At 54.0% G+C, this 23690-nt stretch carries 18 protein-coding genes; 10 read left to right on the top strand and 8 right to left on the bottom strand.

Annotation, left to right across the window (positions count from 1 at the left end; translation table 11 throughout):
* Positions 1–95 precede the first annotated feature (95 nt).
* From purC to tmcA, 3 genes are all read left to right on the top strand, one after another.
* Positions 96–809 carry a phosphoribosylaminoimidazolesuccinocarboxamide synthase gene (gene purC / locus NA986_RS15975; protein WP_001171630.1) on the top strand — a complete coding sequence of 238 codons (714 nt, stop codon included), beginning with the start codon at positions 96–98 and terminating at the stop codon, positions 807–809.
* A 130-nt stretch (positions 810–939) separates the two neighbouring features.
* Positions 940–1803: a KPN_02809 family neutral zinc metallopeptidase gene (ypfJ, locus tag NA986_RS15970; protein WP_001267523.1), complete on the top strand. Its 864-nt coding sequence runs from the start codon at positions 940–942 to the stop codon at positions 1801–1803.
* 15 nt (positions 1804–1818) lie between these two features.
* Positions 1819–3837, top strand: coding sequence for a tRNA cytosine(34) acetyltransferase TmcA (gene tmcA, locus NA986_RS15965; RefSeq protein ID WP_023215829.1), 2019 nt, complete (start codon positions 1819–1821; stop codon positions 3835–3837).
* A 26-nt stretch (positions 3838–3863) separates the two neighbouring features.
* Here tmcA and NA986_RS15960 read toward each other — a convergent pair whose 3' ends face one another.
* Genes NA986_RS15960 through NA986_RS15950 form a run of 3 tightly spaced genes read right to left on the bottom strand, consistent with a single transcriptional unit; the run spans position 3864 to position 5579 of the window.
* Positions 3864–4064, bottom strand: coding sequence for a YpfN family protein (locus NA986_RS15960; protein ID WP_000383842.1), 201 nt, complete (start codon positions 4062–4064; stop codon positions 3864–3866).
* Positions 4065–4091: 27 nt separating this feature from the next.
* Positions 4092–5219, bottom strand: a complete 1128-nt coding sequence (gene dapE, locus NA986_RS15955) for a succinyl-diaminopimelate desuccinylase (protein WP_001277825.1) — start codon at positions 5217–5219, stop codon at positions 4092–4094.
* Between the two features lie 3 nt (positions 5220–5222).
* A complete protein-coding gene (locus NA986_RS15950; protein WP_000631923.1) occupies positions 5223–5579 on the bottom strand; it encodes an ArsC family reductase in 357 nt (118 codons plus the stop codon).
* Positions 5580–5991: 412 nt separating this feature from the next.
* Between NA986_RS15950 and ypfM the strand changes: the two genes are divergently transcribed.
* Positions 5992–6051, top strand: a complete 60-nt coding sequence (gene ypfM, locus NA986_RS15945; protein ID WP_001386977.1) for a protein YpfM — start codon at positions 5992–5994, stop codon at positions 6049–6051.
* Positions 6052–6152: 101 nt separating this feature from the next.
* Here the strand turns inward: ypfM and acrD are convergent, their stop codons facing one another.
* Complete coding sequence (gene acrD / locus NA986_RS15940) at positions 6153–9266, bottom strand: multidrug efflux RND transporter permease AcrD (protein WP_001533680.1); 3114 nt, start codon at positions 9264–9266, stop codon at positions 6153–6155.
* A gap of 184 nt (positions 9267–9450) precedes the next feature.
* Positions 9451–11151: a nitrate/nitrite two-component system sensor histidine kinase NarQ gene (gene narQ, locus NA986_RS15935; RefSeq protein ID WP_023215830.1), complete on the bottom strand. Its 1701-nt coding sequence runs from the start codon at positions 11149–11151 to the stop codon at positions 9451–9453.
* A gap of 185 nt (positions 11152–11336) precedes the next feature.
* Between narQ and aegA the strand changes: the two genes are divergently transcribed.
* A complete protein-coding gene (gene aegA / locus NA986_RS15930; RefSeq protein ID WP_023215831.1) occupies positions 11337–13298 on the top strand; it encodes a formate-dependent uric acid utilization protein AegA in 1962 nt (653 codons plus the stop codon).
* 448 nt (positions 13299–13746) lie between these two features.
* On the opposite strand, the gene pbp4b is transcribed toward aegA, so the two are convergent.
* Complete coding sequence (gene pbp4b, locus NA986_RS15925; RefSeq protein WP_023215832.1) at positions 13747–15045, bottom strand: penicillin binding protein PBP4B; 1299 nt, start codon at positions 15043–15045, stop codon at positions 13747–13749.
* Between the two features lie 203 nt (positions 15046–15248).
* Here pbp4b and nudK point away from each other — a divergent pair, with 203 nt between their 5' ends.
* The 3 genes from nudK to NA986_RS15910 all read left to right on the top strand — a co-directional run bounded on the left by nudK (position 15249) and on the right by NA986_RS15910 (position 17350).
* On the top strand, positions 15249–15824 hold the full coding sequence (nudK, locus tag NA986_RS15920; protein WP_000084033.1) for a GDP-mannose pyrophosphatase NudK: 576 nt from the start codon (positions 15249–15251) through the stop codon (positions 15822–15824).
* A gap of 124 nt (positions 15825–15948) precedes the next feature.
* A complete protein-coding gene (locus NA986_RS15915) occupies positions 15949–16992 on the top strand; it encodes a DUF1176 domain-containing protein (RefSeq protein ID WP_198910095.1) in 1044 nt (347 codons plus the stop codon).
* Between the two features lie 127 nt (positions 16993–17119).
* Complete coding sequence (locus NA986_RS15910) at positions 17120–17350, top strand: hypothetical protein (protein ID WP_000700635.1); 231 nt, start codon at positions 17120–17122, stop codon at positions 17348–17350.
* Positions 17351–17412: 62 nt separating this feature from the next.
* Here NA986_RS15910 and tkt read toward each other — a convergent pair whose 3' ends face one another.
* Both tkt and tal read right to left on the bottom strand, forming a co-directional pair.
* Complete coding sequence (gene tkt / locus NA986_RS15905; protein ID WP_000087331.1) at positions 17413–19413, bottom strand: transketolase; 2001 nt, start codon at positions 19411–19413, stop codon at positions 17413–17415.
* 19 nt (positions 19414–19432) lie between these two features.
* On the bottom strand, positions 19433–20383 hold the full coding sequence (tal, locus tag NA986_RS15900) for a transaldolase (protein WP_023215833.1): 951 nt from the start codon (positions 20381–20383) through the stop codon (positions 19433–19435).
* A gap of 271 nt (positions 20384–20654) precedes the next feature.
* Between tal and maeB the strand changes: the two genes are divergently transcribed.
* The gene (gene maeB / locus NA986_RS15895) at positions 20655–22934 is read left to right on the top strand and encodes an NADP-dependent oxaloacetate-decarboxylating malate dehydrogenase (protein WP_000344299.1); all 2280 of its coding nucleotides are present in this window, start codon (positions 20655–20657) and stop codon (positions 22932–22934) included.
* Between the two features lie 416 nt (positions 22935–23350).
* Positions 23351–23686, top strand: a complete 336-nt coding sequence (gene eutS, locus NA986_RS15890) for an ethanolamine utilization microcompartment protein EutS (protein WP_001031445.1) — start codon at positions 23351–23353, stop codon at positions 23684–23686.
* Positions 23687–23690: the final 4 nt, after the last annotated feature.

The following is a 23690-nucleotide window of genomic DNA, read 5'->3' as shown; positions in this document are numbered from 1 at the left end:
ACCGCTATTTCGCACCACAATTACAGGCCGACGTCTCCGGCAGGCGTAGCAGGAAATGAATACTTATCGTTAATTCACACCCAGGAGTGTTAAAGATGCAAAAGCAAGCTGAGTTGTATCGTGGTAAAGCGAAAACCGTATACAGCACGGAAAACCCGGACCTGTTGGTGCTCGAATTCCGCAATGATACGTCAGCAGGGGATGGCGCGCGCATTGAACAGTTTGATCGCAAGGGCATGGTAAACAACAAATTCAACCATTTCATTATGACCAAACTGGCCGAGGCGGGCATCCCGACCCAGATGGAACGTTTGCTGTCTGATACCGAGTGTCTGGTGAAGAAGCTGGAGATGGTGCCGGTTGAATGTGTGGTGCGCAACCGTGCGGCAGGGTCGCTGGTCAAGCGTCTGGGCGTGGAAGAAGGCATGGAGCTTAACCCGCCGATATTCGATCTGTTCCTGAAAAACGACGCGCTGCACGACCCGATGGTGAATAGTTCCTACTGTGAAACGTTCGGTTGGGTAAGTCAGGAAAATCTGGCGCGTATGAAAGAGCTAACCTACAAAGCCAACGACGTACTGAAAAAACTGTTTGATGACGCGGGTCTTATCCTGGTGGATTTCAAACTGGAGTTTGGCCTGTATAAAGGCGAAGTGGTGCTGGGCGATGAGTTTTCGCCGGACGGCAGCCGCCTGTGGGATAAAGAGACGCTGGACAAAATGGACAAAGACCGCTTCCGCCAGAGTCTGGGCGGTCTGATTGAAGCCTATGAAGCCGTCGCGCATCGCCTGGGCGTGAAATTAGATTAATTCCGCTTCTGACCGGGGGGCAACCGCTCTCCGGTATCATCCTTTCCTCATTCTGATAGCGTTTACCTGTGGTAATCCTGCGCCTGACCGCCTACGATCATCTGTATAACAAAGAGAGAATGAGGTGATTATGCGCTGGCAAGGGCGTCGTGAAAGCAACAATGTAGAGGACAGACGTAATCGGCCTGGCGGCCCTTCGCTGGGGGGCCCTGGCTTTCGTCTTCCGCGCGGGAAAGGCGGCATCATTCTGTTGGTGGTGGTGTTGGTCGCAGGGTACTATGGGGTGGATTTAACCGGTCTGTTGACCGGTCAGCCGGTTTCGCAGCAGCAGTCGACGCGTTCGATAAGCCCCAATGATGATGAAGCGGCAAAATTTACCTCGGTGATTCTGGCGACGACCGAAGATACCTGGGGGCAACTCTTTCAAAAAATGGGCCGCGGCTATCAGCAGCCAAAACTGGTGATGTACCGTGGTATGACGCGTACCGGCTGTGGTGCGGGTCAGTCCGTGATGGGGCCGTTTTACTGCCCGGCGGACGGCACCGTCTATATCGATCTCTCATTTTACGATGATATGAAAAATAAGCTGGGCGCGGACGGTGATTTTGCTCAGGGTTATGTCATCGCCCACGAAGTCGGCCACCACGTACAAAAACTGTTAGGTATTGAGCCGAAAGTACGCCAGTTGCAGCAAAACGCGTCGCAAACGGAGGTGAATCGCCTTTCGGTGCGCATGGAGCTACAGGCGGATTGCTTTGCTGGCGTGTGGGGACACAGTATGCAGCAGCAAGGCGTACTGGAGGCGGGCGATCTGGAAGAGGCGCTCAATGCCGCACAGGCTATCGGCGACGATCGCTTACAGCAACAGGGGCAGGGGCGCGTCGTGCCGGATAGTTTTACCCACGGCACCTCAGAACAGCGCTACAGCTGGTTTAAGCGTGGCTTTGACAGCGGTGACCCGGCGCAATGTAATACGTTTGGCAAAAACTTTTGATAAACCGGGGCAGGGATGTCTGATATCGATGCGCTACAGGCGTTAACGTCGCAAATGACACAGGAAGGCATTCGCCGTTTACTGGTCATCAGCGGCGATGCGGCGTGGTGCCGGGAGCGGGCCGAGGCGATACGCGCTGCGCTGCCCGGTGACTGGCTGTGGGTCGCGCCTGACGCGCCCGCCCAGCCGCGCTGTACGCCACAGGCGTTACAAACGCTGCTGGGCCGTGAATTCCGTCATGCGATATTTGATGCCTGGCAGGGCTTTGACGCCGCAGCGTTTGCCGCCCTGAGCGGGACCTTGCAGGCCGGAAGCTGGCTGCTTCTGCTGATGCCGCCGTATGAGACGTGGGAAAGCAGGCCTGATACCGATTCACTGCGCTGGAGCGACTGCGCGCAGCCTATCCCCACACCGCAGTTTGCACAGCATCTTAAACGGACTCTTTCCCGCGATCCGCAAACGCTGCTTTGGCGACAGCGCCAGCCGTTTTGCTGGCCATCTTATCCTTTCCGTGGACGCTGGCGACCCGCCACCGGCGAGCCGCAGCCGGAGCAGGCGGCTATCTTATCGCGTTTACGTGAAATGCCGCCCGGCGTGGCGACGGTGATTGCCCCCCGTGGGCGCGGCAAATCGGCGCTGGCCGGGCAATTCATCTCCCGGATGGCGGGCACGGCTATCGTGACCGCACCGGCGAAAACGGCAACGGATATCCTGGCAGCGTTTGCCGGTGAGCGGTTCTGCTTTATGGCGCCGGATGCGTTGCTGGCGAGCGGGGCAAGAGCCGACTGGCTGGTAGTTGACGAGGCGGCGGCAATCCCCGCGCCGCTGCTGCTGCAACTGGTTTCGCGCTTTCCCCGCATACTACTCACCACCACCGTTCAGGGCTACGAAGGCACCGGACGCGGTTTTTTACTTAAGTTTTGCGCCCGTTTTCCGCAGCTTCACCGCTTCACGCTTCGTCAGCCTGTCCGCTGGGCGCCAGAATGCCCGCTGGAAAATATCGTCAGCGAGGCGCTGATATTCGACGATGAAGCGTTTGCGCAGGCGCCACATGGTGCGATAGCAATCTCGGCTTTTTACCAGCAGGCCTGGGGGGAGACGCCCGCGTTGCCGAGGGCTGTGTATCAGTTACTGTCGGGGGCGCACTATCGTACTTCGCCGCTGGATCTGCGCCGAATGATGGATGCGCCAGGACAGCATTTCTTGCAGGCTACGGCGAATAACCGTGTGGCGGGCGCCGTCTGGCTGGTCGAAGAGGGGGGCTTATCCGCAGAACTCAGTCAGGCTGTATGGGGCGGTTTCCGGCGGCCGCGTGGAAATCTGGTGGCGCAGTCGCTGGCGGCGCACGGTTGCGACCCTTTAGCCGCGACGCTGGTCGGGCGTCGCGTAAGCCGTATCGCAGTGCACCCCGCTCGCCAGCGCGAAGGCATCGGTCAGCAGTTGATTGCCTGCGCGTGCATGCAGGCGGCGCAGTGTGATTATCTTTCCGTCAGCTTCGGCTATACGCCGGAGCTGTGGCGTTTCTGGCAACGCTGCGGTTTTGTGCTGGTACGAATGGGCAACCATCGGGAGGCGAGCAGCGGTTGCTATACGGCGATGGCGTTATTGCCGCTGAGCGACGCGGGAAAACGGCTGGCGCAGCAGGAACACCGACGTTTGCGCCGCGATGCGGATATCCTGACGCAGTGGAACGGCGAGGCGATACCGCTGGCGGCGTTAGATGAACAGGCGCTTAATGATGAAGACTGGCGTGAGCTGGTCGGTTTTGCTTTCGCGCACCGCCCGCTACTGACATCGTTAGGTTGCCTGCATCGTTTACTGCAATACAGCGCATTGCCATTACCGGCGCTGAGAGGGCGGCTGGAGGAAAAAGCCAGCGATGCCGAACTGTGCGCCCGGCTACGCATTTCAGGCCGTAAAGCTCTGCTGGCGTTGCAGCGTGCGCAGGCGGCGCAGGCGCTGATTGCGCTGGATGCCGGACGAACGCAGCGTTTGCGCGACGTAATGCCCGGCGGTGGGGACCATGCCGGATAGCGATACCTGTCCGGCATGATATCCGGTTACTTTTTCGGCTGATCTTTCTTCGGCCAGTCTTCTTCATCGTCCCACTTATCGTTAAAATCGCGATGCGGGGGCAGCTCAGGTTTATTGGCAAGGAATTTCTTATGGTCGATGCGTTTGAGATCTTTGATCACATTCAGCAGTACGCCTACCAGAAACACCAATACCAGAATCCACCAATATTTTGCCAGCCAGTCCATGCTTATTTCCTCTTACCGGAACGCTCATCAGGCGACGAGCTGTTCCATAATGCGTTGATACATACGGGCCAGTAGCTGGAGATCGGCGGCATTCACACATTCATTAATTTTATGAATGGTGGCGTTCACCGGCCCCAGTTCTACCACCTGCGCTCCCATACGGGCGATAAAACGTCCGTCGGACGTACCGCCCGTCGTCAGTAATTGCGGTTTAATTTCATTATAGTGCTCAATGGCGTTTACCACCGCGTCCACCAGCTTGCCGCGTGCGGTCAGGAACGGCTGGCCGGAAAGCCACCAGTCTACGGTATAGCGTAGCTGATGCTTTTCAAGCAGCGCATGTACCCGCTCTTTGATCATCTCATCGGTCAGTTCCGTGCTGAAACGGAAGTTAAACTGCACGAACAGTTCACCGGGAATGACATTATTGCTGCCGGTGCCTGCCTGGATATTGGCTACCTGCATACTGGTGGCCGGGAAAAAGTCATTGCCCCGATCCCACTCGATAGCGACCAGTTCATTAAGAAAAGGCGCGGCGCGATGAACAGGGTTATCCGCCAGATGCGGATAGGCGACGTGCCCCTGAACGCCATGAATAGTGAGGTTACAGGTGAGGGAACCGCGACGCCCGTTTTTGACGACATCACCCACAATTTCAGTACTGGAAGGTTCGCCGACCAGACAGTAATCCAGCCGCTCGTTACGGGCCATCAGCGCTTCAACCACCTTTACGGTGCCATTTTTTGCGCTGGCTTCCTCATCAGAGGTAATCAAAAACGCGAGGCGGCCCCGGTGATGAGGATGCTGCGCAACAAATCGTTCAGCAGCCACCACCATGGCCGCCAGTGAACCTTTCATATCCGCCGCGCCGCGACCGAACAACATTCCGTCGCGAATCGTAGGTTCAAACGGCGGATTGATCCAGCGATCGACATCGCCAGCCGGTACGACGTCAGTATGCCCGGCGAACGCCAGCGTTTCGCCACGCCCACGCCATGCCCAAAAATTTTGCGTGTCGCCAAAATCCATATGCTCAATGGTAAAACCGATTTTACGCAGGCGTTCAATCATTAATGCCTGACAGCCTGCGTCATCCGGACTCAGGGAGGGGCGACGAATAAGTTGCTGTGTCAGCTCAATAACCGGGCACGACATAGACTACACCTCATCAAAAAACTGCTGATAACGGGATTCACTGAAACCAAGCAGCATAGGCTTCCCGGGCGCGCAGAGCAATGGGCGTTTGATGATTGCCGGCTGTTCAACCATGAGAGCAGCGGCGGAGTCGGCATCGGTAATCCCGCTGCGGTCGCCTTCATCCAGTTTGCGCCATGTTGTGCCGCGCGTATTCAGTAACGGCTGCCAGCCGAGTTCGGCAATAAAGGTATTAAGAAGAGGGAGGTCTATGCCATCCACACGGTAATCGTGAAAACGATAATCAATGCCATGCTCCTCCAGCCAACGGCGCGCTTTTTTGATCGTGTCGCAATTCTTAATGCCATAGAGGGTAATCATATTGAATCCTTTAACGCGAAATTCGAATAAATAATCAATAGTATCGTCTGCGGGATAATAAGTGTGGCTGTTAATGGTTATTTATCCAGCGCTGATCGGCAATCAATATAACATTGTTGAGTGAATGTGAATAATGATTCCAAAACGTTCCAGATGTGGCTTGTTTATAATTCGCGAGGAAAATCCTATTTTGCGCACATGCAATTGATTGTTTTTTAACCCGATTTGATAAAGTAGTAGAAAAGGTATTAATGTTGCTAAATATTGCAGTAAGTCACATAAAATTTACGGCTACAGCGCCATAGTAATATCATAGACAGCATAACCAGAGGATATCGCAACAATCGGTTAAATGAACTTCTCTCTATACCGCTAACTACGTAGAATACCCATAATAATAAGAGAGGCTATTATGATTGAACGTGAACTGGGGAACTGGAAAGATTTTATCGAAGTCATGCTTCGTAAATAAATGCCTGGAAGGCACCGCGCTCCCATAGGGGATAAGAAAAGGCGACTCAACGAAAGTCGCCTTTTTTGTGCCCGACACCTCGTATCAGGCTGGCCGGGAGCTTATTCCGGGCGCGGCTTCAGCGGGAAGCGGCGACGTATCAGCACGAAAAACAGGGGTACAAAGAAGATAGCCAGAATGGTTGCTGAGATCATTCCCCCCATCACGCCGGTTCCGACAGCATGTTGGCTACCCGAGCCTGCCCCGGTGCTGGTGGCCATCGGCAATACGCCAAAGATAAACGCCAGCGAAGTCATCAGTATCGGTCGCAGGCGCTGGCGGCTGGCGTACAGCGTGGCGTCTAACAGCGCGTGTCCCTTCTGATTCATTTCGTTGGCGAATTCCACAATCAGAATCGCGTTTTTCGCCGAGAGGCCGATAACGGTCAACAGCCCCACCTGGAAGTAAACATCGTTTTCCAGCCCGCGCATCCAGGTAGCGAGTAGCGCGCCAATGACGCCGAGCGGCACAACCAGCATCACCGAGAAGGGCACCGACCAGCTTTCATACAATGCCGCCAGACACAGGAAGACGACTAATAGCGAAATAGCGTACAGCGCGGGCGCCTGCGCGCCGGAGAGCCGTTCCTGGTAAGACATGGCTGTCCATTCCAGGCCAAAACCGCCCGGTAGCTGATGCACCAACGACTCCATGACATCCATCGCCGTCCCGGTACTAACCCCCGGCGCGGCCTCTCCGACAATTTCTACCGCCGAATAGCCGTTATAGCGTTCCAGACGCGGCGAGCCGGTTTCCCAGCGCGAGGTGGCGAAGGCGGAGAAGGGGACCATGCCGCCATCTTTGTTACGGACATACCAAAGATTAATATCATCCGGCAACATACGATATTTCGCTGCGGCCTGAACATAGACTTTCTTCACGCGACCACGGTCCATAAAGTCGTTGACGTAGCTCGATCCCCAGGCTGTTTGCAGGGTGTCGTTGATATCGTCAATCGATACGCCCAGCGCCTGCGCTTTCCGTTGGTCAATATCAATTTGCAGTTGCGGGCTGTCGTCCAGGCCGTTGTGGCGCACGCGGGTCAAGGAACTGTTTTTCCCGGCCAGCTCAATGAGTTGATCTCGTGCGGCCATCAGCGCGTCATGGCCTGCTCCGGCGTGATCCTGTAATTCCATATCAAAACCGGCGGAGCTGCCCAGACCGCTAATTGCCGGCGGGCTGCTGGCGAAGACGCGAGCTTCTTTAATCTGGTTAAACGCTTTTGTCGCCCGCTCAATAATGGCGAACGAGGAGCCGGTGGTGGGATCGCGCGCGTCCCAGTCTTTCAAGCGAACAAACATGCGTGCGACGTTTTGCCCATTCCCGCCAGGGCCGGAACCTACCGTCGAGAAGACCGACATAATGTTGTCTTTCTCATGGGTGAAGTAATAGTTTTCAACCTTTTCAACGACTTTCAGAGTCTGCTGTTGCGTAGAACCGCTCGGTAGCTGGATAGACGTAGTGAACATGCCCCGATCTTCTTGCGGCAGAAAGGAGGTGGGGAGGCGCAGAAACAGGAACACCATGCCGCCAAGCAACAGAACATAAATCAGAATCCAGCGCAGGCTGCGATGCAAAATTTTCGCTACGCCTTTCTCATAACGTTCGGCATTACGATTGAAGGTACGGTTAAACCAGCCGAAAAATCCGCGTTGCCCGTGCTGTTCGCCTTTGTGCAGCGGTTTTAATAACGTTGCGCACAGCGCCGGCGTCAGGATCATGGCGACCAGCACCGACAGCACCATTGCCGAGACAATGGTGATAGAAAACTGACGATAAATCGCCCCGGTGGTACCGCCAAAGAACGCCATCGGCACGAATACCGCAGACAGCACCATCGCGATACCGACCAGCGCCCCCTGGATTTGTCCCATGGATTTGCGCGTCGCTTCACGCGGCGTGAGCCCTTCTTCGCTCATGATACGTTCGACGTTTTCCACCACCACGATGGCATCGTCGACCAGGAGCCCGATCGCCAGCACCATCGCGAACATGGTTAATGTGTTAATACTGTAGCCGAACGCGTAAAGCACAGAGAAGGTGCCCATTAATACTACCGGCACGGCGATCGTCGGAATTAGCGTGGCGCGAAAGTTTTGCAGGAACAGGTACATCACCAGGAAAACCAGCGCGATAGCCTCCAGCAACGTTTTGACCACATCGATAATCGAGGCTTTGACAAAGGAGGTGGTTTCATACGCGATCTTGTATTCCAGCCCTTGAGGGAAGTACTGCGCCAGCTCGTTGAGGCGATCCAGCACCAGCTTCGCGGTCGCCATTTCGTTCGCGCCGGAGGCCAGCTTAACGCCAAGACCGGAAGCCGGCTTGCCGTTAAAACGGCTGAGGTAGTCATATTTTTCCGCCCCCAGCTCCACGGTGGCGACATCGCCCAGTTTGACCTCGGAACCGTCCTGATTAACGCGCAGGGTGATATCGCGAAATTGTTGCGGCGTTTGCAGCAGCGACTGTGCATTGATGGTGGCGTTCAGCGCCTGCTTGTCGACCGAAGGCGTACCGCCAAGCTGCCCGACGGCGATTTGCGCATTCTGCGACTCAATTGCATCGGTCACGTCTTTCGTGGTCATCTGAAAACTATTCAATTTGGCCGGATCGAGCCAGATACGCATAGAGTACTGTGAACCATAAGCGTCAATATCGCCGACGCCGTTGACGCGGCTGAGCGGGTCCTGAATATTACTGGCGACGTAGTCGGCGATATCCTGCTTGTCCATAGAACCGTCGGTAGAGACGAAAGCGATGGTCAAAATATTGGTATCGCCCGTTTTGCGTACCGTGACGCCTTGATCCTGTACCGCCTGCGGCAGTTTACGCATCGCGGACTGTAACTGGTTTTGCACCTGCTGAACCGCCTCATCAGGATCGGTTCCCGCAATAAAGCTCAGGGTGATGGTCGCCTGTCCGGTGCCGCTACTTTGTGATGACATGTACATCAGATTATCGAGGCCCGTCATATTCTGCTCAATAACCTGGGTTACGGTATTTTCCAGCGTTTGCGCCGACGCTCCCGGATAATTCGCGGTAATACGTACGTTGGGCGGTGCCAGATCGGGATATTGTTCAACAGGTAAAGAAAAAATGGCTAACGCCCCTGTCAGACACAACAGGATAGCCAGCACCCAGGCAAAAATGGGGCGATCGATAAAAAAATTCGCCATTAAAGGGGAACCTCGTGTTTCTACATATCGTTATAGATTTGAACTGCTTCACTGTAGCGGCAAGCTACGAGCCAAACGTGGAGAAATAAAGGAGATAATGTAAATTATCATGCGCTTTTACAGCATACTTTTTGTGCCAACGCCGGAAAGCCTGACATCTGGCCTTCCGGCGATTTGCCGTTCTTTACGTTAACTGACTCTCTTCCTTATTGAAGGAGCGAAAACTGATACTGACCAGCGTGCCGCCGCCGGAGGGTTGCGAAAAATTCAGCGTGCCGCCAAGGCGCTCCGCGCGCTCACGCATTATATTCAGACCATAGTGTCCGGCAGGCTCATGCGGTTCGCCGATACCAATGCCATTATCGCGAATATAAACGGTATGATCGCCGTCAGGCGCGGTGACGCAGCTCACGGCGATTTCGCTCGCGTTGGCGTGTTTAATGGCGTTCAGGACCGCTTCACGCACAATTTGCAACAAATGCACCTGCATTTGCGCATCCAGCGCCAGCGTGGGTAAACGGCAATCCAACGTGAGTTTGGCCGGGGTCTGACTCTGTAAATCTTCCAGCATCTCATGCAATGCGGAGGGTAAATCGGCCTGCTGTAACGTCAGACGGAACGTGGTGAGTAGCTCGCGAAGCTGGCGGTAGGCGTCGTTCAGCGCTCTGGAAAAATCCGCCATGATGCTTTGCGCGCCGGCGTTATCTTCTGGAATGGCGCGCTTCAAAAGCGTTAACTGAATACGTAAATAAGAAAGTACCTGCGCCAGCGAATCGTGTAGCTCACGGGCAATTGTCGCGCGCTCTTCCATTAACAAAAGTTGCTGGAAGTGTTTTTGCGCCTGATTAAAGTACAAACCACGCCCCAGCATCGTGGAGACGCTGTTCAGCAGCGGCGTAGAGGCATTAACGTTGGGGCTTTGCCAGTGGAGTTCGCCATAGACCGTGTCCTGCATCGTCACTGGCAGCATTTGCATCGGCAGGTCGGGGCTTTGCGTGCCTTCGCTAATCCGCCAGTTATCGCCCACGGTTAACTCCAGATACCAGGCGGCGTCATGTTCACGGACAATTTGCAAAATATGGCGAAAACAGTGGACGTCGATTTGGCTGGTATTCAGCGCCTGGGAGCACTGGTATAACACCTCCAGGCGGCGATGCGCTTCGTGCAGATCGTGCGTTTTTTCTTCCACCGAGGCTTCCAGCGAACGGTAAAGTTTATGCAGCTCGCTCGACATCTGACTAAACGTTTTCGCCAACAATCCCAGCTCATTGGGTAAGCTGGTATCCAGCGGCAGCGGGGCGAACTGACCATGTTCAATTCGCTGACTGGCGGTGACCAGTTGATTCAGCGGGCGAACGACCTGCTGGCGAATACGCCGTAGGGTAAAAAAGACCAGCGTAAAGATGCCGATACCGCCCGCCAGCGATATGGCGACGACCAGCATGACTTTACGCTCGGCGTAATGCTGTAACGCCAGAACGAAGAGATCAATTTGATCGACATAATTGTTGATATTGGTCTGATACCAGGCAATGTCGCCGTCCTGTAGGCGGCTATTCATCTCCAGCCAGTTGGCGTGCAGGCGCGCGTAGCGAGTTTTCACCGCCTGCGGCACATACCAGGCGTTGAGATTTTGCAGTACCGGCGAGTTGAGCGCGTGCTGGAAAAGTTGACGATGCGCATTAATCTGCGGGCTACGGCTTTGCAGATCGTAACCCAGCCGATAGCTCTGCATTCGTAGCGAACCAGCGATATTGATCGCTTCGGCATCCCGTAAACTGCTGGTCAGCGTCAGTAATGCGCTGCCGGTGGACAGAATAGACAACAGCACAATATAGAAAAAAGCCTTAGCCAGACTGGCTGAGACCGGGCGTTTAACCGTCACGCTGGCACTCCCCGCATTTAGCTGAATCGCAATCGCATTTGCTTTGAAATAAATTGATCTGCCACAGGTTCTGGACAGATAGTTGTGCTTCCTGGGCAGATGAACATTGCCGACCCCGCCTTCGTCAGTTAATAACAATGCTCATATAAAGAATAAGGTTTTTACAACCAAAACAGAAGGATGCCATGAATCGTTTTATTATGGCCAATAGCCAGCAGTGTCTGGGCTGCCATGCCTGCGAGGTCGCCTGCGTAATGGCTCACAATGATGAGCGACATGTCCTGACGTCACAGCGCTATCAGCCCCGAATTACTGTCATCAAACATCAGCGCCAGCGCAGCGCGGTTACATGTCACCATTGCGAAGATGCGCCCTGCGCCCGTAGCTGTCCGAACGGCGCGATCGCGCATATTAACGACAGCGTGCAGGTCAATGCGCAGAAGTGTATCGGCTGTAAATCCTGCGTCGTCGCCTGCCCATTCGGCACCATGCAGATGGTATTGACGCCCGTCGCGCCAAACCAGTTCAAAGCCAGCGCGCATAAATGCGATCTGTGTCAGGGACGTGAACAGGGTCCGGCCTGTGTGGAAAATTGCCCGGCGGATGCGCTGCAACTGGTCACCGAAGACTCGTTGACCCGTCTGGCTAAAACGCGACGGCTGCGTACCGCCCGGCAGGAGATTCGCCCCTGGCATACCGTGGATACACAACACAGTGGGACAGCAAGCAGCAAAGTCGAGCGTATGCAGGCGACGCCGCCGCGCGGCGAACCGGATAAACTGGCGATTGAAGCGCGTAAAACCACCTTTGAGGAAATTTATCTGCCGTTTCGCGCCGCGCAGGCGGAGCGTGAAGCGGCCCGCTGCCTCACATGCGGGGAACACAGTATCTGCGAATGGGCCTGTCCGCTGCATAACCATATTCCCCAGTGGATCGAACTGGTGAAAGCCGGCGATATTGATGCGGCGGTAGAGCTTTCCCACCAGACCAACTGTCTGCCGGAAATTACCGGGCGCGTCTGTCCGCAGGACCGGCTATGCGAAGGCGCGTGTACACTCCGCGATGAGTATGGCGCGGTTACCATCGGCAACATTGAGCGCTATATCTCCGATCGCGCTCTGAGCAAAGGCTGGCGTCCCGACCTGTCGGACGTACAGAAGAGCGATAAGCGCGTGGCGATTATCGGCGCCGGGCCGGCAGGTCTTGCCTGCGCTGACGTGCTGGCGCGCCATGGCGTAAGCGCCACCGTCTACGATCGCCATCCGGAAATCGGCGGTTTGCTCACCTTTGGTATTCCGGCTTTCAAACTGGATAAATCTCTGCTGGCGCGCCGTCGGGAAATCTTCAGCGCGATGGGGATTCGTTTCGAGCTTAACTGCGAAGTAGGGAAAGATATTTCTCTGGAGACGCTGCTGGAGAGTTATGACGCCGTCTTTGTCGGGGTAGGAACCTATCGTTCCATGAAGGCTGATTTACCGAATGAAGACGCGCCGGGGGTATATGATGCGTTACCATTCCTCATCGCCAATACCAAACAGGTGATGGGGCTTCCGGCGTTGCCTGACGAGCCGTTTATTGATACTGCGGGCCTTAACGTGGTTGTGCTGGGCGGCGGTGACACCGCAATGGACTGCGTACGTACGGCGCTGCGTCATGGCGCTGCTAACGTCACCTGCGCTTATCGCCGCGATGAGGCCAATATGCCGGGGTCGAAAAAAGAGGTGAAAAACGCGCGGGAAGAGGGCGCGAACTTTGAATTTAACGTTCAGCCGGTTGAGTTGGTGCTGGATACGCACGGGCGCGCCAGCGGTATTCGCTTTTTGCGTACGCGGCTTGGCGAACCGGATGGTCAGGGGCGACGCCGCCCGGTACCTGTACCGGACAGCGAGTTCGTGATGCCGGCGGATGCGGTCATTATGGCGTTTGGTTTTCATCCGCATGGTATGTCGTGGCTGGAATCGCATGGCGTGAAGGTGGATAACTGGGGACGTATTGCCGCCAGCGTCGAGAGCGAGTTTCGTTACCAGACGTCCAACCCGAAAATTTTCGCTGGCGGCGATGCGGTGCGCGGCGCCGATCTGGTGGTGACGGCGATGGCAGAAGGCCGACATGCCGCGCAGGGGATACTCGACTGGTTAGCTAAATAATCGTATTTGTAGGCCGGTTAAGGCCTGGAACGGTTAAATGATTGAGTGATAAAAAATCTTAAACTTATTGGCTAACCTTACTCCGTTTGCAGAAATGTTGACGCTCGCAGGGCTGGACGCCCTGCGATAAACATTTTCCCGTCGGGTCGACGTTTAACAGGCCTGATGAGGCCAATCTTAGTATTGAAAATAGAGTGTAAATTGAAGGAAGGGACGCTATCAGAATCCCTTCTTAGAGCCTATCCCATTAGGGCTATTTTACTTGCCATTTTGGTCCTGGGCAGTGCTCGCCAAAACGCGTTAGCGTTTTGAACGCCGCTTGCGGCGGCCCGAAGGGCGAGCGTAGCGAGTCAAACCTCACGTACTACGTGTACGCTGCGGTTTTTGCGCGCTGTCCGTGTCCAAACTGGCTGCGTCAATAACGCCTGGTGGGACAGGCTCTTAATTTTTATTTTAAGGAACCATATATCTGGTCAACAATCCAGCCATATGTCGCCGCATGTAATAATCCACTGACAAAAACATTTGGATTCACTTTAGGATTTGCTACCGGCGAGTGCGGCCTGTTACCTAAAATCACAATCGCCATATGATTAACCGGATCGATAGACGTCAGCGTTCCGGTCCATCCGGTATGTCCATACGTTTGCGGACTGGCTAATACCCCGAACGTGGGGGTCATTGAGGCGTTGCCGTTAACGCGCCACCCCAGACCAAAGGTAGCGTCTTCTGGCGAGCGGCGAGTAAACTGCGCAACCGTTTTGTCGTCGAATAGCTTCACGTTACCGTAGCCGCCCCCATTGAGCATGACTTGCATTAACACAGCCATATCATGGGTGTCAGAAAACAGTCCGGCGTGTCCTGAAACGCCGCCCATTGAGTACCAGGCTTTTTCGTCATGCACCTGGCCCCATAGTGTATTGGTGCGAATATTGGGGAAATGAATCACGCCGTCACGCGTGTTGCCGTGTAGTTCCGTTGCGGCGATTTGCGGCGGCGTGAAGCCTTTCATCAGCGGGTTAAAGACGGTATGTTTTAATCCGAGCGGTTTATAAATGGTGGTTTCGACGTAGCGATCTAATGGCATTGCCGTTATCGATTCAATGATAAAACCAAGAATCATATAATCCACGTCGCTGTAGATATGCTTCGACCCAGGTTGATATTCCAGCGGTGTCTTTTTAATCATCTCCAGAGTAGTGCTTTTACTCTGTGAGAATAATTTACCGGCGACGTTTTTATTAGGATATTGTGGGTCGGCAGGAAAGCCCGCGACGTGATGAAGAATATCAATAATGCGGAGTTTATCTTTGCCTTTTATTTTATCCCCAGGCATATCCTTAAAGCCGGGGATGTATTTTGATACCAAATCATTGACATCTATTTTTCCTTCATACACCAGTTTTTGCAATGCAAAGTTAGTGGCATACATTTTTGTGTTTGAAGCCAGGTCATACATCGTGTTAGTGGTCGCCCGAATGGGATGGGCTAACAGCGTGGAACCGTCATATTTTTTGGCATAGCCCCAAGCTTTTTGTAGAACAATATGATTATCTTTTATCACCAGAAGATTGATGCTGGGATATCCGGCATCAATTTGATTTTGAATCCAGCCATCAAGTCGGTGAAGTTTTTGGCTATCAAACCCCACCTGATCAGGGCTCGCGGTGGTCAATACCGGATACTCAACGGCAAAAGCTGAAAGGGAAAACGTCAGTAGAACCGTCGCAACGAGAGTAAATTTCATGATGATTCCCTCAGTCTCACTCCGGCCGTCAAATCATATCGCGAGCATGGACTCTGCGGCCCGGAGAAGCAGAATATGGTCATGGCAGTGACAGAAAAATATGGCTGTACGTCCGTTCAGTTGGCATTAAGGATTAACCCTTCAGCAGACAAAACCGGCCTCACGGCGTAATATTAATGCTCTTTTTACACCCTGGAGCCAGCATGTCGCAAACCATTACGCTTATTAAGGATAAAATTCTTTCTGATAATTATTTTACTCTGCGCAACATTACCTATGACCTGACCCGTCGTAATGGCGAGGTTATCCGTCACAAGCGTGAGGTTTATGATCGCGGGAATGGCGCAACCATTCTGCTTTACAACTCAACTAAAAAAACCGTGCTTCTGGTTCGTCAGTTTCGCGTGGCAACATGGGTCAACGGTAATCAAGACGGTATGTTAATTGAAACCTGCGCTGGCCTGCTTGATAACGACGAGCCGGAGGTCTGTATCCGTAAAGAGGCCATTGAAGAGACAGGGTATGACGTTGGTGAGGTACGCAAGATATTTGAGCTTTATATGTCGCCAGGCGGCGTCACGGAGCTGATTCATTTCTTCATTGCCGAATATCATGATAGCGAGCGTGCCAGCATCGGCGGCGGCGTGGAGGACGAAGAGATTGAGGTGCTTGAACTGCCGTTTTCCCGGGCGCTGGAAATGGTGCGCTCAGGCGAGATTCGGGACGGTAAGACCGTGTTATTGCTTAACTATTTACAGACGTCTCATCTAATGGACTGAAAAAAAAGAAATATATTTCTTTACACAAAAAAGACCAATCCGATAAATCTGATTGAGAACCCTGAGGCGCGCAAGGAAGATACCGCCTTAGCTGTGTTGTTCTGAATCTGGGGTTGTTCCGTTCATGCGCTACCGCGTTATTCTTTTTTGTCTGTTTGGCCTGTTGCCGGTCCAGCTACTGTGGGCTGCGCCAGCGCAACGGACTTTTTCCGACTGGCAGGTCACCTGCAATAACCAAAATTTTTGCGTAGCGCGCAATACTGGCGAACATCATGGGCTGGTGATGACATTAAGCCGCAGCGCCGGGGCGCGTACCGATGCGGTACTGCGTATCGATCGCGGCGGTTTGGCGCCGCCCGACGCTAAAGAAGCCGCAATTGCGCCTCGCTTATTGCTGGATGGCAAACCGCTTTCGTTCAACAGTCCACACTGGCGCGTGTCGCCCTGGCATCTCATGACCGGCGATCCTGCCACCATCACCGCATTTTTACAGACGATTCAGGATGCGCAGGCCATCACCTTAAAAAACGGCGTTCAGACGCTTTCGCTGGCGGGATTAAAATCGGCATTACTGTTTATCGACGCGCAACAAAAACGTGTGGGCAGCGAAACCGCCTGGATTGAAAAAGGAAACGAACCGCCGCTCAGCGTGCCCCCGGCACCGGCATTAAAGGGGATCGCCGTGATTAATCCAACGCCCGTACCGCTGAGTGAGGAAGAACGCGACGATCTGCTGGACTACGCAGCATGGCGGGTAAACGGCATTCGTTGTTCGCTTGACCCGCTGCGTCGCGAGACGCAGGTCAGCGCGTTGACGGATGATAAAGCGTTATTGATTGTTAACTGCGAAGCCGGCGCCTATAACACTATTGATCTCGCCTGGGTAGTTTCACGCAAAAAAACGCTCGTCTCGCGCGCCGTACGTTTGCGGCTGCCGTTTAATCGCGGCGTCGAAAGTAATGACATGGAGTTGATGAACGCCTTCTTTGACGAGAAAACGCGCGAGCTGGTGACGTTGGCGAAAGGGCGGGGGTTAACCGACTGTGGTATCCAGACGCGCTGGCGTTATGATGGCGATCGTTTTCGTCTGGTACGTTATGCCGAAGAACCGAGCTGCGATAACTGGCACGGGCCGGATGCCTGGCCTACGCTGTGGATCACGCGTTGAATCCTGGTTGTTATCCCCTTTTCAGAATAGGGATACACCTATTGAGGTTTCATTTATGGTATAGAGATTGCTACGTTACGGTAGGATTGTTACTTTACCCGATAGCCTCACCACAGCAGGAAATAGTATGAAAATAAATAATGGCCCCGTATTATGCCCCCATTGTGGCTGCCTGAGCGCTTATTATGAAATAGATCGGCTGGCGGCGATAAGAGAAAAAGTGAATAAAGAAGGCGGATCAGCGGCGTGGGATTCAACATTGCAGGCGCATAAAAAAAAGGCCTTTTGCCTGATGTGCCATAAATCCATTGATGAGGTCGTCATCGGGCAGTCAGATGCGCCTGAGTCTACGAAGTAATTTTGCACAGCCTACAGAACAGGTCTGCAGACTGTGCAAAGTCTGTGTTGCTAACGCTCGCCTTAGCCTTTGATGTTTAGCACCCGGCGGGCTTTTTCTACAATATTTTCCACGGTAAAGCCAAAATACGGGAACAGTTTGTCAGCCGGAGCGGATTCACCGTATCCCGTCATGCCGATAATTGCGCCTTTTAGGCCAACATATTTATACCAGTAGTCGGCTATACCGGCTTCCACCGCGACGCGGGCGGTCACGTGCGCCGGTAGCACTGATTCGCGATATGCCTCGTCCTGCGCATCGAAAATATCCGTTGAAGGCAACGACACCACGCGAACGTTATGCCCCTCGCCAGTCAATTTTTCCGCCGCCTGGAGGGTAATTTCCATTTCCGATCCGGTAGCGATCAGAATGATATCCGGCTTGCCGCCGCTATCTTTCAGAATATAACCGCCGCGGGCAATCGCTTTCACCTGTTCCGGCGTGCGTTCCACCTGCGCCAGATTCTGCCGCGAGAGAATCAACGCCGTCGGCCCGTGCTGACGTTCAATGGCCAGCTTCCAACCGACTGCCGCCTCAACCTGATCGCAGGGACGCCAGGTGCTGAAGTTAGGCGTTAAGCGCAGGCTCGCCAGTTGTTCCACGGCCTGGTGCGTCGGGCCATCTTCGCCCAAACCGATGGAGTCGTGGGTATAGACCATAATCTGCCGGGCTTTCATTAAGGCCGCCATACGCGCCGCGTTACGCGCATATTCGACAAACATCAGAAACGTGGCGGTATACGGTACAAAGCCGCCGTGGTGGGCGATGCCGTTAGCAATGGCGGTCATGCCGAATTCGCGCACGCCATAGTGGATGTAATTACCTGCCGGATCCTCTTTCAACGAGGTCGAACCTTTCCAGATAGTCAGGTTGCTCGGCGCCAGATCTGCCGATCCACCCAACAGTTCCGGCAACAGGGGACCGTAGGCATTGAGCGTATTTTGCGATGCTTTACGGGTGGCGATTTTGGCCGGATTAGCCTGCAAGTCGTTAATAAATTTTTGCGTGGCGGATTCCCATGTCTCCGGCAGTCCGCCGCTCATCCGGCGGGTAAACTCCGCGGCCAGCTCAGGATAAGCCTTCTCATAAGCAGCAAACTTTTCCTGCCACTGCTGCTGCGCTTTCTCGCCTTTTTCACGGCCATCCCACGCGCGGTAAATCTCTTTTGGGATCTCAAACGCCGGATGATGCCATCCCAGCTTCTGGCGAGTCAGCGCCACCTCTTCTTCGCCCAGCGCCGCGCCGTGCGACTCCTCCTTCCCGGCTTTATTCGGCGAGCCAAAACCTATCACCGTCCGACAGATAATTAGCGAAGGTTTATCTTTTACGCTCTGGGCTTCGAGAATGGCTTTTTTCACCGCCTCCGGATCGTGCCCGTCAATGTCATGCACGACATGCCAGTGGTAGGCTTCAAAACGTTTGGCGGTATCGTCGGTAAACCAGCCTTCGGTTTCGCCATCAATGGAGATGCCGTTGTGATCATAAAAGCCGATCAGTTTGCCCAGTCCCAGCGTACCAGCCAGCGAACACACCTCATGCGAGATCCCCTCCATCAGACAGCCGTCGCCCATAAAGACATAGGTGTAGTGGTCGACAATCTCATGGTCCGGCCGGTTGAACTGTGCGCCTAACGTACGCTCGGCAATCGCCAGCCCGACGGCATTCGCCAGCCCCTGGCCCAGCGGCCCGGTGGTGGTTTCAACGCCGGGCGTATAGCCAATCTCCGGGTGACCAGGCGTTTTAGAGTGCAGTTGACGGAAGTTTTTTAACTCCTCCAGCGGCAGGTCATAACCGGTTAAATGCAGCAGACTATAGAGCAGCATGGAGGCGTGACCGTTGGAAAGGATAAAACGGTCACGGTCATACCAGGTCGGATCGGTGGGGTTATGTTTAAGAAAATCGTTCCATAGCACTTCAGCGATATCCGCCATCCCCATCGGCGCGCCGGGGTGCCCGGAATTGGCTTTTTGAACGGCATCCATGCTCAGCGCACGAATCGCATTGGCAAGGTCTTTACGGGACATAAATCACTCCATGCAAGGTTTATAGTTTGGCGGCAAGCAGGTCTTCCAGTTTGCGCTGGTCAACGGCAAAAAGACGGATACCTTCCGACAGCTTCTCTACGGCCATCGCGTCCTGATTATGTTCCCAGCGGAACTCCGCTTCCGTCATTGGCGTAGGACGGTGGAACATCTGCGAGGAAGGCACCAGTTTACGGATCACCGGTTCTTCTTTTTCTTTCAGCTCTTTAAGCAGGTTAGGGGAGATAGTCAGTCGATCGCAGCCGGTTAGCGCGAGGATTTGCTCAGTACGGCGGAAACTTGCGCCCATCACGATGGTTTCATAGCGATGTTGTTTAAAGTAATCGTAGATATTGCGTACCGATTTCACGCCGGGATCTTCCTCCACGACATACGGCTCCAGTGGACTACGCGTCTGATACCAGTCGTAAATTCGGCCCACGAACGGAGAGATTAAATAGACGCCCGCTTCGGCGCAGGCGCGCGCCTGGGCAAAAGAGAACAACAACGTCAGGTTGCAATTAATGCCTTCTTTTTCGAGCTGTTCGGCGGCGCGAATACCTTCCCAGGTCGCGGCGAGCTTGATCAGAATGCGTGATTTATCAACATCCTGCTGCTGGTAGAGATCCACCAGATGGCGTGCTTTCTCGATACTTTTTTCTTTATCGAACGATAACCGCGCGTCGACTTCAGTGGAGACGCGACCGGGAATACTTTTCAGTATTTCCGCGCCAAAATTAACCGCCAGTTTATCGCTGGCTGCCGCAACCTGCTGTTCCTGCGTACCGCCGTGTTTTTTCCCCCAGGCAATCGCATCCTCAATCAAATGACCATACTGCTCAAGTCCGGCGGCTTTCAGCAGTAAAGAGGGATTTGTCGTGGCATCCTGCGGCTGGTAGTGGCGGATGGACTCGATGTCGCCGCTGTCGGCGACGACGGTAGTGAATTGTTTGATGCCGTCTAGCTGGTTCATAGGAAATACTCCTTGAAAAGTAAAGTGTTAGATGAGTGTGTTGATTCACACTTCTGAAAGATTGATACACTACATAACCAAAAAGCATAGCAGACAGGCATGGTATTGCTGGTATAAGCAGGTAACATGGCCGTTATAAGTTGATAACAAACTCTTGCGCCGCGTCGTGATAGTTTGCAGACCTTCAAAGTTTGTGTTGCGCAGTACGGTGATAATGTGCGGCGCACCAGGCCGCGTCACTTTTTGAACGATACGTGAAAGGAACAACAAGATGGATGAGCAGTTAAAACAAAGCGCCCTTGATTTCCACGAATTTCCGGTACCCGGTAAAATTCAGGTTTCTCCGACTAAGCCCCTTGCCACCCAACGCGATCTGGCGTTGGCTTACTCGCCTGGCGTGGCGGCGCCCTGCCTGGAAATCGAAAAAGATCCGCTGGCAGCCTACAAATACACCGCGCGCGGCAACCTTGTCGCGGTCATTTCCAACGGTACAGCGGTGCTGGGGTTAGGCAACATCGGCGCGCTGGCCGGCAAGCCGGTCATGGAAGGCAAAGGCGTTCTGTTTAAAAAATTCGCCGGCATCGATGTGTTTGACATTGAAGTCGATGAGCTTGATCCGGACAAATTTATCAATGTGGTCGCAGCGCTGGAGCCGACCTTTGGCGGCATTAACCTCGAAGACATTAAAGCGCCGGAATGTTTCTATATTGAACAGAAACTGCGCGAGCGCATGAACATCCCGGTTTTCCATGACGATCAGCACGGAACGGCGATCATCAGTACGGCCGCCATTCTTAATGGCCTGCGAGTCGTAGAGAAAAATATTTCCGACGTGCGGATGGTCGTCTCCGGCGCAGGGGCGGCGGCAATCGCTTGTATGAACCTGCTGGTCGCGTTGGGGATGCAAAAGCACAACATCGTGGTGTGCGACTCCAAAGGCGTTATTTACAAAGGCCGTGAGCCGAATATGGCGGAGACCAAAGCGGCCTATGCGGTGGACGACAGCGGCAAGCGCACGCTGGATGAGGTCATTGACGGCGCGGATATTTTCCTCGGCTGTTCAGGCCCGAAAGTGCTGACTCAGGAGATGGTGAAGAAAATGGCCCGCGCGCCAATGATTCTGGCGCTGGCTAACCCGGAACCGGAAATTCTGCCGCCGCTGGCGAAAGAAGTGCGTCCGGACGCCATCATCTGTACCGGTCGTTCCGACTACCCGAACCAGGTGAACAACGTATTGTGCTTCCCGTTTATCTTCCGCGGCGCACTGGACGTCGGCGCGACGGCGATCAACGAAGAGATGAAACTGGCGGCGGTCCGTGCGATTGCCGAGCTGGCGCACGCCGAACAGAGCGAAGTGGTGGCCTCGGCCTATGGCGATCAGGACCTGAGCTTTGGGCCGGAATACATTATTCCGAAACCGTTTGACCCGCGTCTGATTGTCAAAATCGCTCCGGCGGTCGCGAAAGCGGCAATGGATTCCGGCGTGGCGACGCGCCCGATTGCTGACTTTGATGCCTATATCGATAAACTGACCGAGTTTGTCTACAAAACTAACCTGTTCATGAAGCCGATCTTCTCGCAGGCACGCAAAGATCCGAAGCGCGTAGTGCTGCCGGAAGGGGAAGAGGCGCGCGTGCTGCACGCAACTCAGGAGTTGATAACCCTGGGGCTGGCGAAGCCCATCCTGATCGGACGTCCGAGCGTGATCGAAATGCGTATCCAGAAACTGGGGTTACAGATCAAAGCGGGCGTTGATTTCGAGATCGTGAATAATGAATCCGATCCGCGCTTCAAAGAGTACTGGAGCGAGTATTACCAGATCATGAAGCGTCGCGGGGTAACTCAGGAACAGGCGCAGCGTGCGATGATCGGCAACCATACGGCCATTGGCGCGATCATGGTGCAGCGTGGGGAAGCGGATGCGATGATCTGCGGCACCATCGGCGACTACCATGAGCATTTCAGCGTCGTGAAAGCCGTCTTTGGCTACCGTGACGGCGTGCATACGGCAGGGGCGATGAACGCCTTACTGCTGCCAAGCGGCAACACTTTTATCGCCGATACTTATGTTAACGAAGATCCCACGCCGGAACAGTTGGCGGAGATCGCCGTAATGGCGGCGGAAACCGTTCGCCGCTTTGGTATTGAGCCGAAAGTCGCGCTGTTGTCGCACTCTAACTTTGGTTCCTCAAATTCGCTGTCCGCCAGCAAAATGCGCGAAACCCTTGAGCGGGTACGCGAACGAGCGCCCGATCTGATGATTGACGGTGAGATGCACGGTGATGCGGCGTTGGTGGAAAGTATTCGTAATGACCGGATGCCGGATAGCCCGCTGAAGGGAGCCGCCAATATTCTGGTGATGCCGAATATGGAAGCCGCCCGCATTAGTTACAACTTACTCCGCGTCTCCAGTTCCGAAGGCGTCACGGTCGGCCCGGTCCTGATGGGCGTGTCTAAACCGGTACATGTATTAACGCCGATCGCCTCTGTACGTCGTATCGTGAATATGGTGGCGTTAGCGGTAGTTGAAGCGCAAACCACGCCGCTTTAATAACGCATTACTCTCTCTTCTGGCGCAGGTTCTCCTGCGCTTTTTTTATGCGCCGCTGGGCTTCGCCATGGTATGAAAGGCTCGGGTGGGGATATTCTGGAACCTATTGCGTTACCCCTACTTATTTCACTGAATCTGTACTATGCACAAATCGAGTGATACGCATTATTTTTATCAATAATAGTAATACAAAGAATAGCCGGTGGGTATTTATTGAGGAACAAGCTTAAATTCAGAATGACGCCTGAAAATGTGATGCACCACGATATTTATCGTTAACACCTTCGACAGAAGTCCCTTTTATTTTCTTTCTCTTAGTGATCTACCTCACCTTTTACATCACCTTGCCGAATTTTGTTATTTACTCCGACAAAAAATTGCCACGATGACGGCAGTTTCAGTGGAGACGGTGAGCAATGAATAAAGAACGCATTATTCAGGAATTTGTGCCGGGCAAACAGGTCACGCTGGCGCATCTCATTGCGCACCCTGGTGAAGAACTGGCGAAAAAGATCGGCGTTCCCGATGCTGGCGCGATTGGCATTATGACCTTAACGCCGGGGGAAACGGCGATGATCGCTGGCGATTTAGCGATGAAGGCTGCGGATGTACACATCGGTTTTCTCGACAGATTTAGCGGCGCGCTGGTGATTTATGGCACCGTCGGCGCAGTAGAAGAAGCGCTATTACAGACGGTCAGCGGGCTGGGGCGATTATTAAACTTTACCCTGTGTGAGTTAACAAAAAGTTAATTGG

The sequence above is a fragment of the Salmonella sp. NW177 genome (genome assembly GCF_051811585.1).
GTDB classification, from domain to species: domain Bacteria; phylum Pseudomonadota; class Gammaproteobacteria; order Enterobacterales; family Enterobacteriaceae; genus Salmonella; species Salmonella enterica.
Note: the sequence above shows the minus strand (reverse complement) of the source record. Positions and strands in the feature narration are given on the sequence as shown.

Coding starts and splice junctions, on each gene's coding strand:
- purC (WP_001171630.1), top strand. CDS start 96: ATGCAAAAGCAAGCTGAGTTGTATCGTGGTAAAGCGAAAACCGTATAC.
- ypfJ (WP_001267523.1), top strand. CDS start 940: ATGCGCTGGCAAGGGCGTCGTGAAAGCAACAATGTAGAGGACAGACGT.
- tmcA (WP_023215829.1), top strand. CDS start 1,819: ATGTCTGATATCGATGCGCTACAGGCGTTAACGTCGCAAATGACACAG.
- NA986_RS15960 (WP_000383842.1), bottom strand. CDS start 4,064: ATGGACTGGCTGGCAAAATATTGGTGGATTCTGGTATTGGTGTTTCTG.
- dapE (WP_001277825.1), bottom strand. CDS start 5,219: ATGTCGTGCCCGGTTATTGAGCTGACACAGCAACTTATTCGTCGCCCC.
- NA986_RS15950 (WP_000631923.1), bottom strand. CDS start 5,579: ATGATTACCCTCTATGGCATTAAGAATTGCGACACGATCAAAAAAGCG.
- acrD (WP_001533680.1), bottom strand. CDS start 9,266: ATGGCGAATTTTTTTATCGATCGCCCCATTTTTGCCTGGGTGCTGGCT.
- aegA (WP_023215831.1), top strand. CDS start 11,337: ATGAATCGTTTTATTATGGCCAATAGCCAGCAGTGTCTGGGCTGCCAT.
- pbp4b (WP_023215832.1), bottom strand. CDS start 15,045: ATGAAATTTACTCTCGTTGCGACGGTTCTACTGACGTTTTCCCTTTCA.
- nudK (WP_000084033.1), top strand. CDS start 15,249: ATGTCGCAAACCATTACGCTTATTAAGGATAAAATTCTTTCTGATAAT.
- NA986_RS15915 (WP_198910095.1), top strand. CDS start 15,949: ATGCGCTACCGCGTTATTCTTTTTTGTCTGTTTGGCCTGTTGCCGGTC.
- NA986_RS15910 (WP_000700635.1), top strand. CDS start 17,120: ATGAAAATAAATAATGGCCCCGTATTATGCCCCCATTGTGGCTGCCTG.
- tkt (WP_000087331.1), bottom strand. CDS start 19,413: ATGTCCCGTAAAGACCTTGCCAATGCGATTCGTGCGCTGAGCATGGAT.
- tal (WP_023215833.1), bottom strand. CDS start 20,383: ATGAACCAGCTAGACGGCATCAAACAATTCACTACCGTCGTCGCCGAC.
- maeB (WP_000344299.1), top strand. CDS start 20,655: ATGGATGAGCAGTTAAAACAAAGCGCCCTTGATTTCCACGAATTTCCG.
- eutS (WP_001031445.1), top strand. CDS start 23,351: ATGAATAAAGAACGCATTATTCAGGAATTTGTGCCGGGCAAACAGGTC.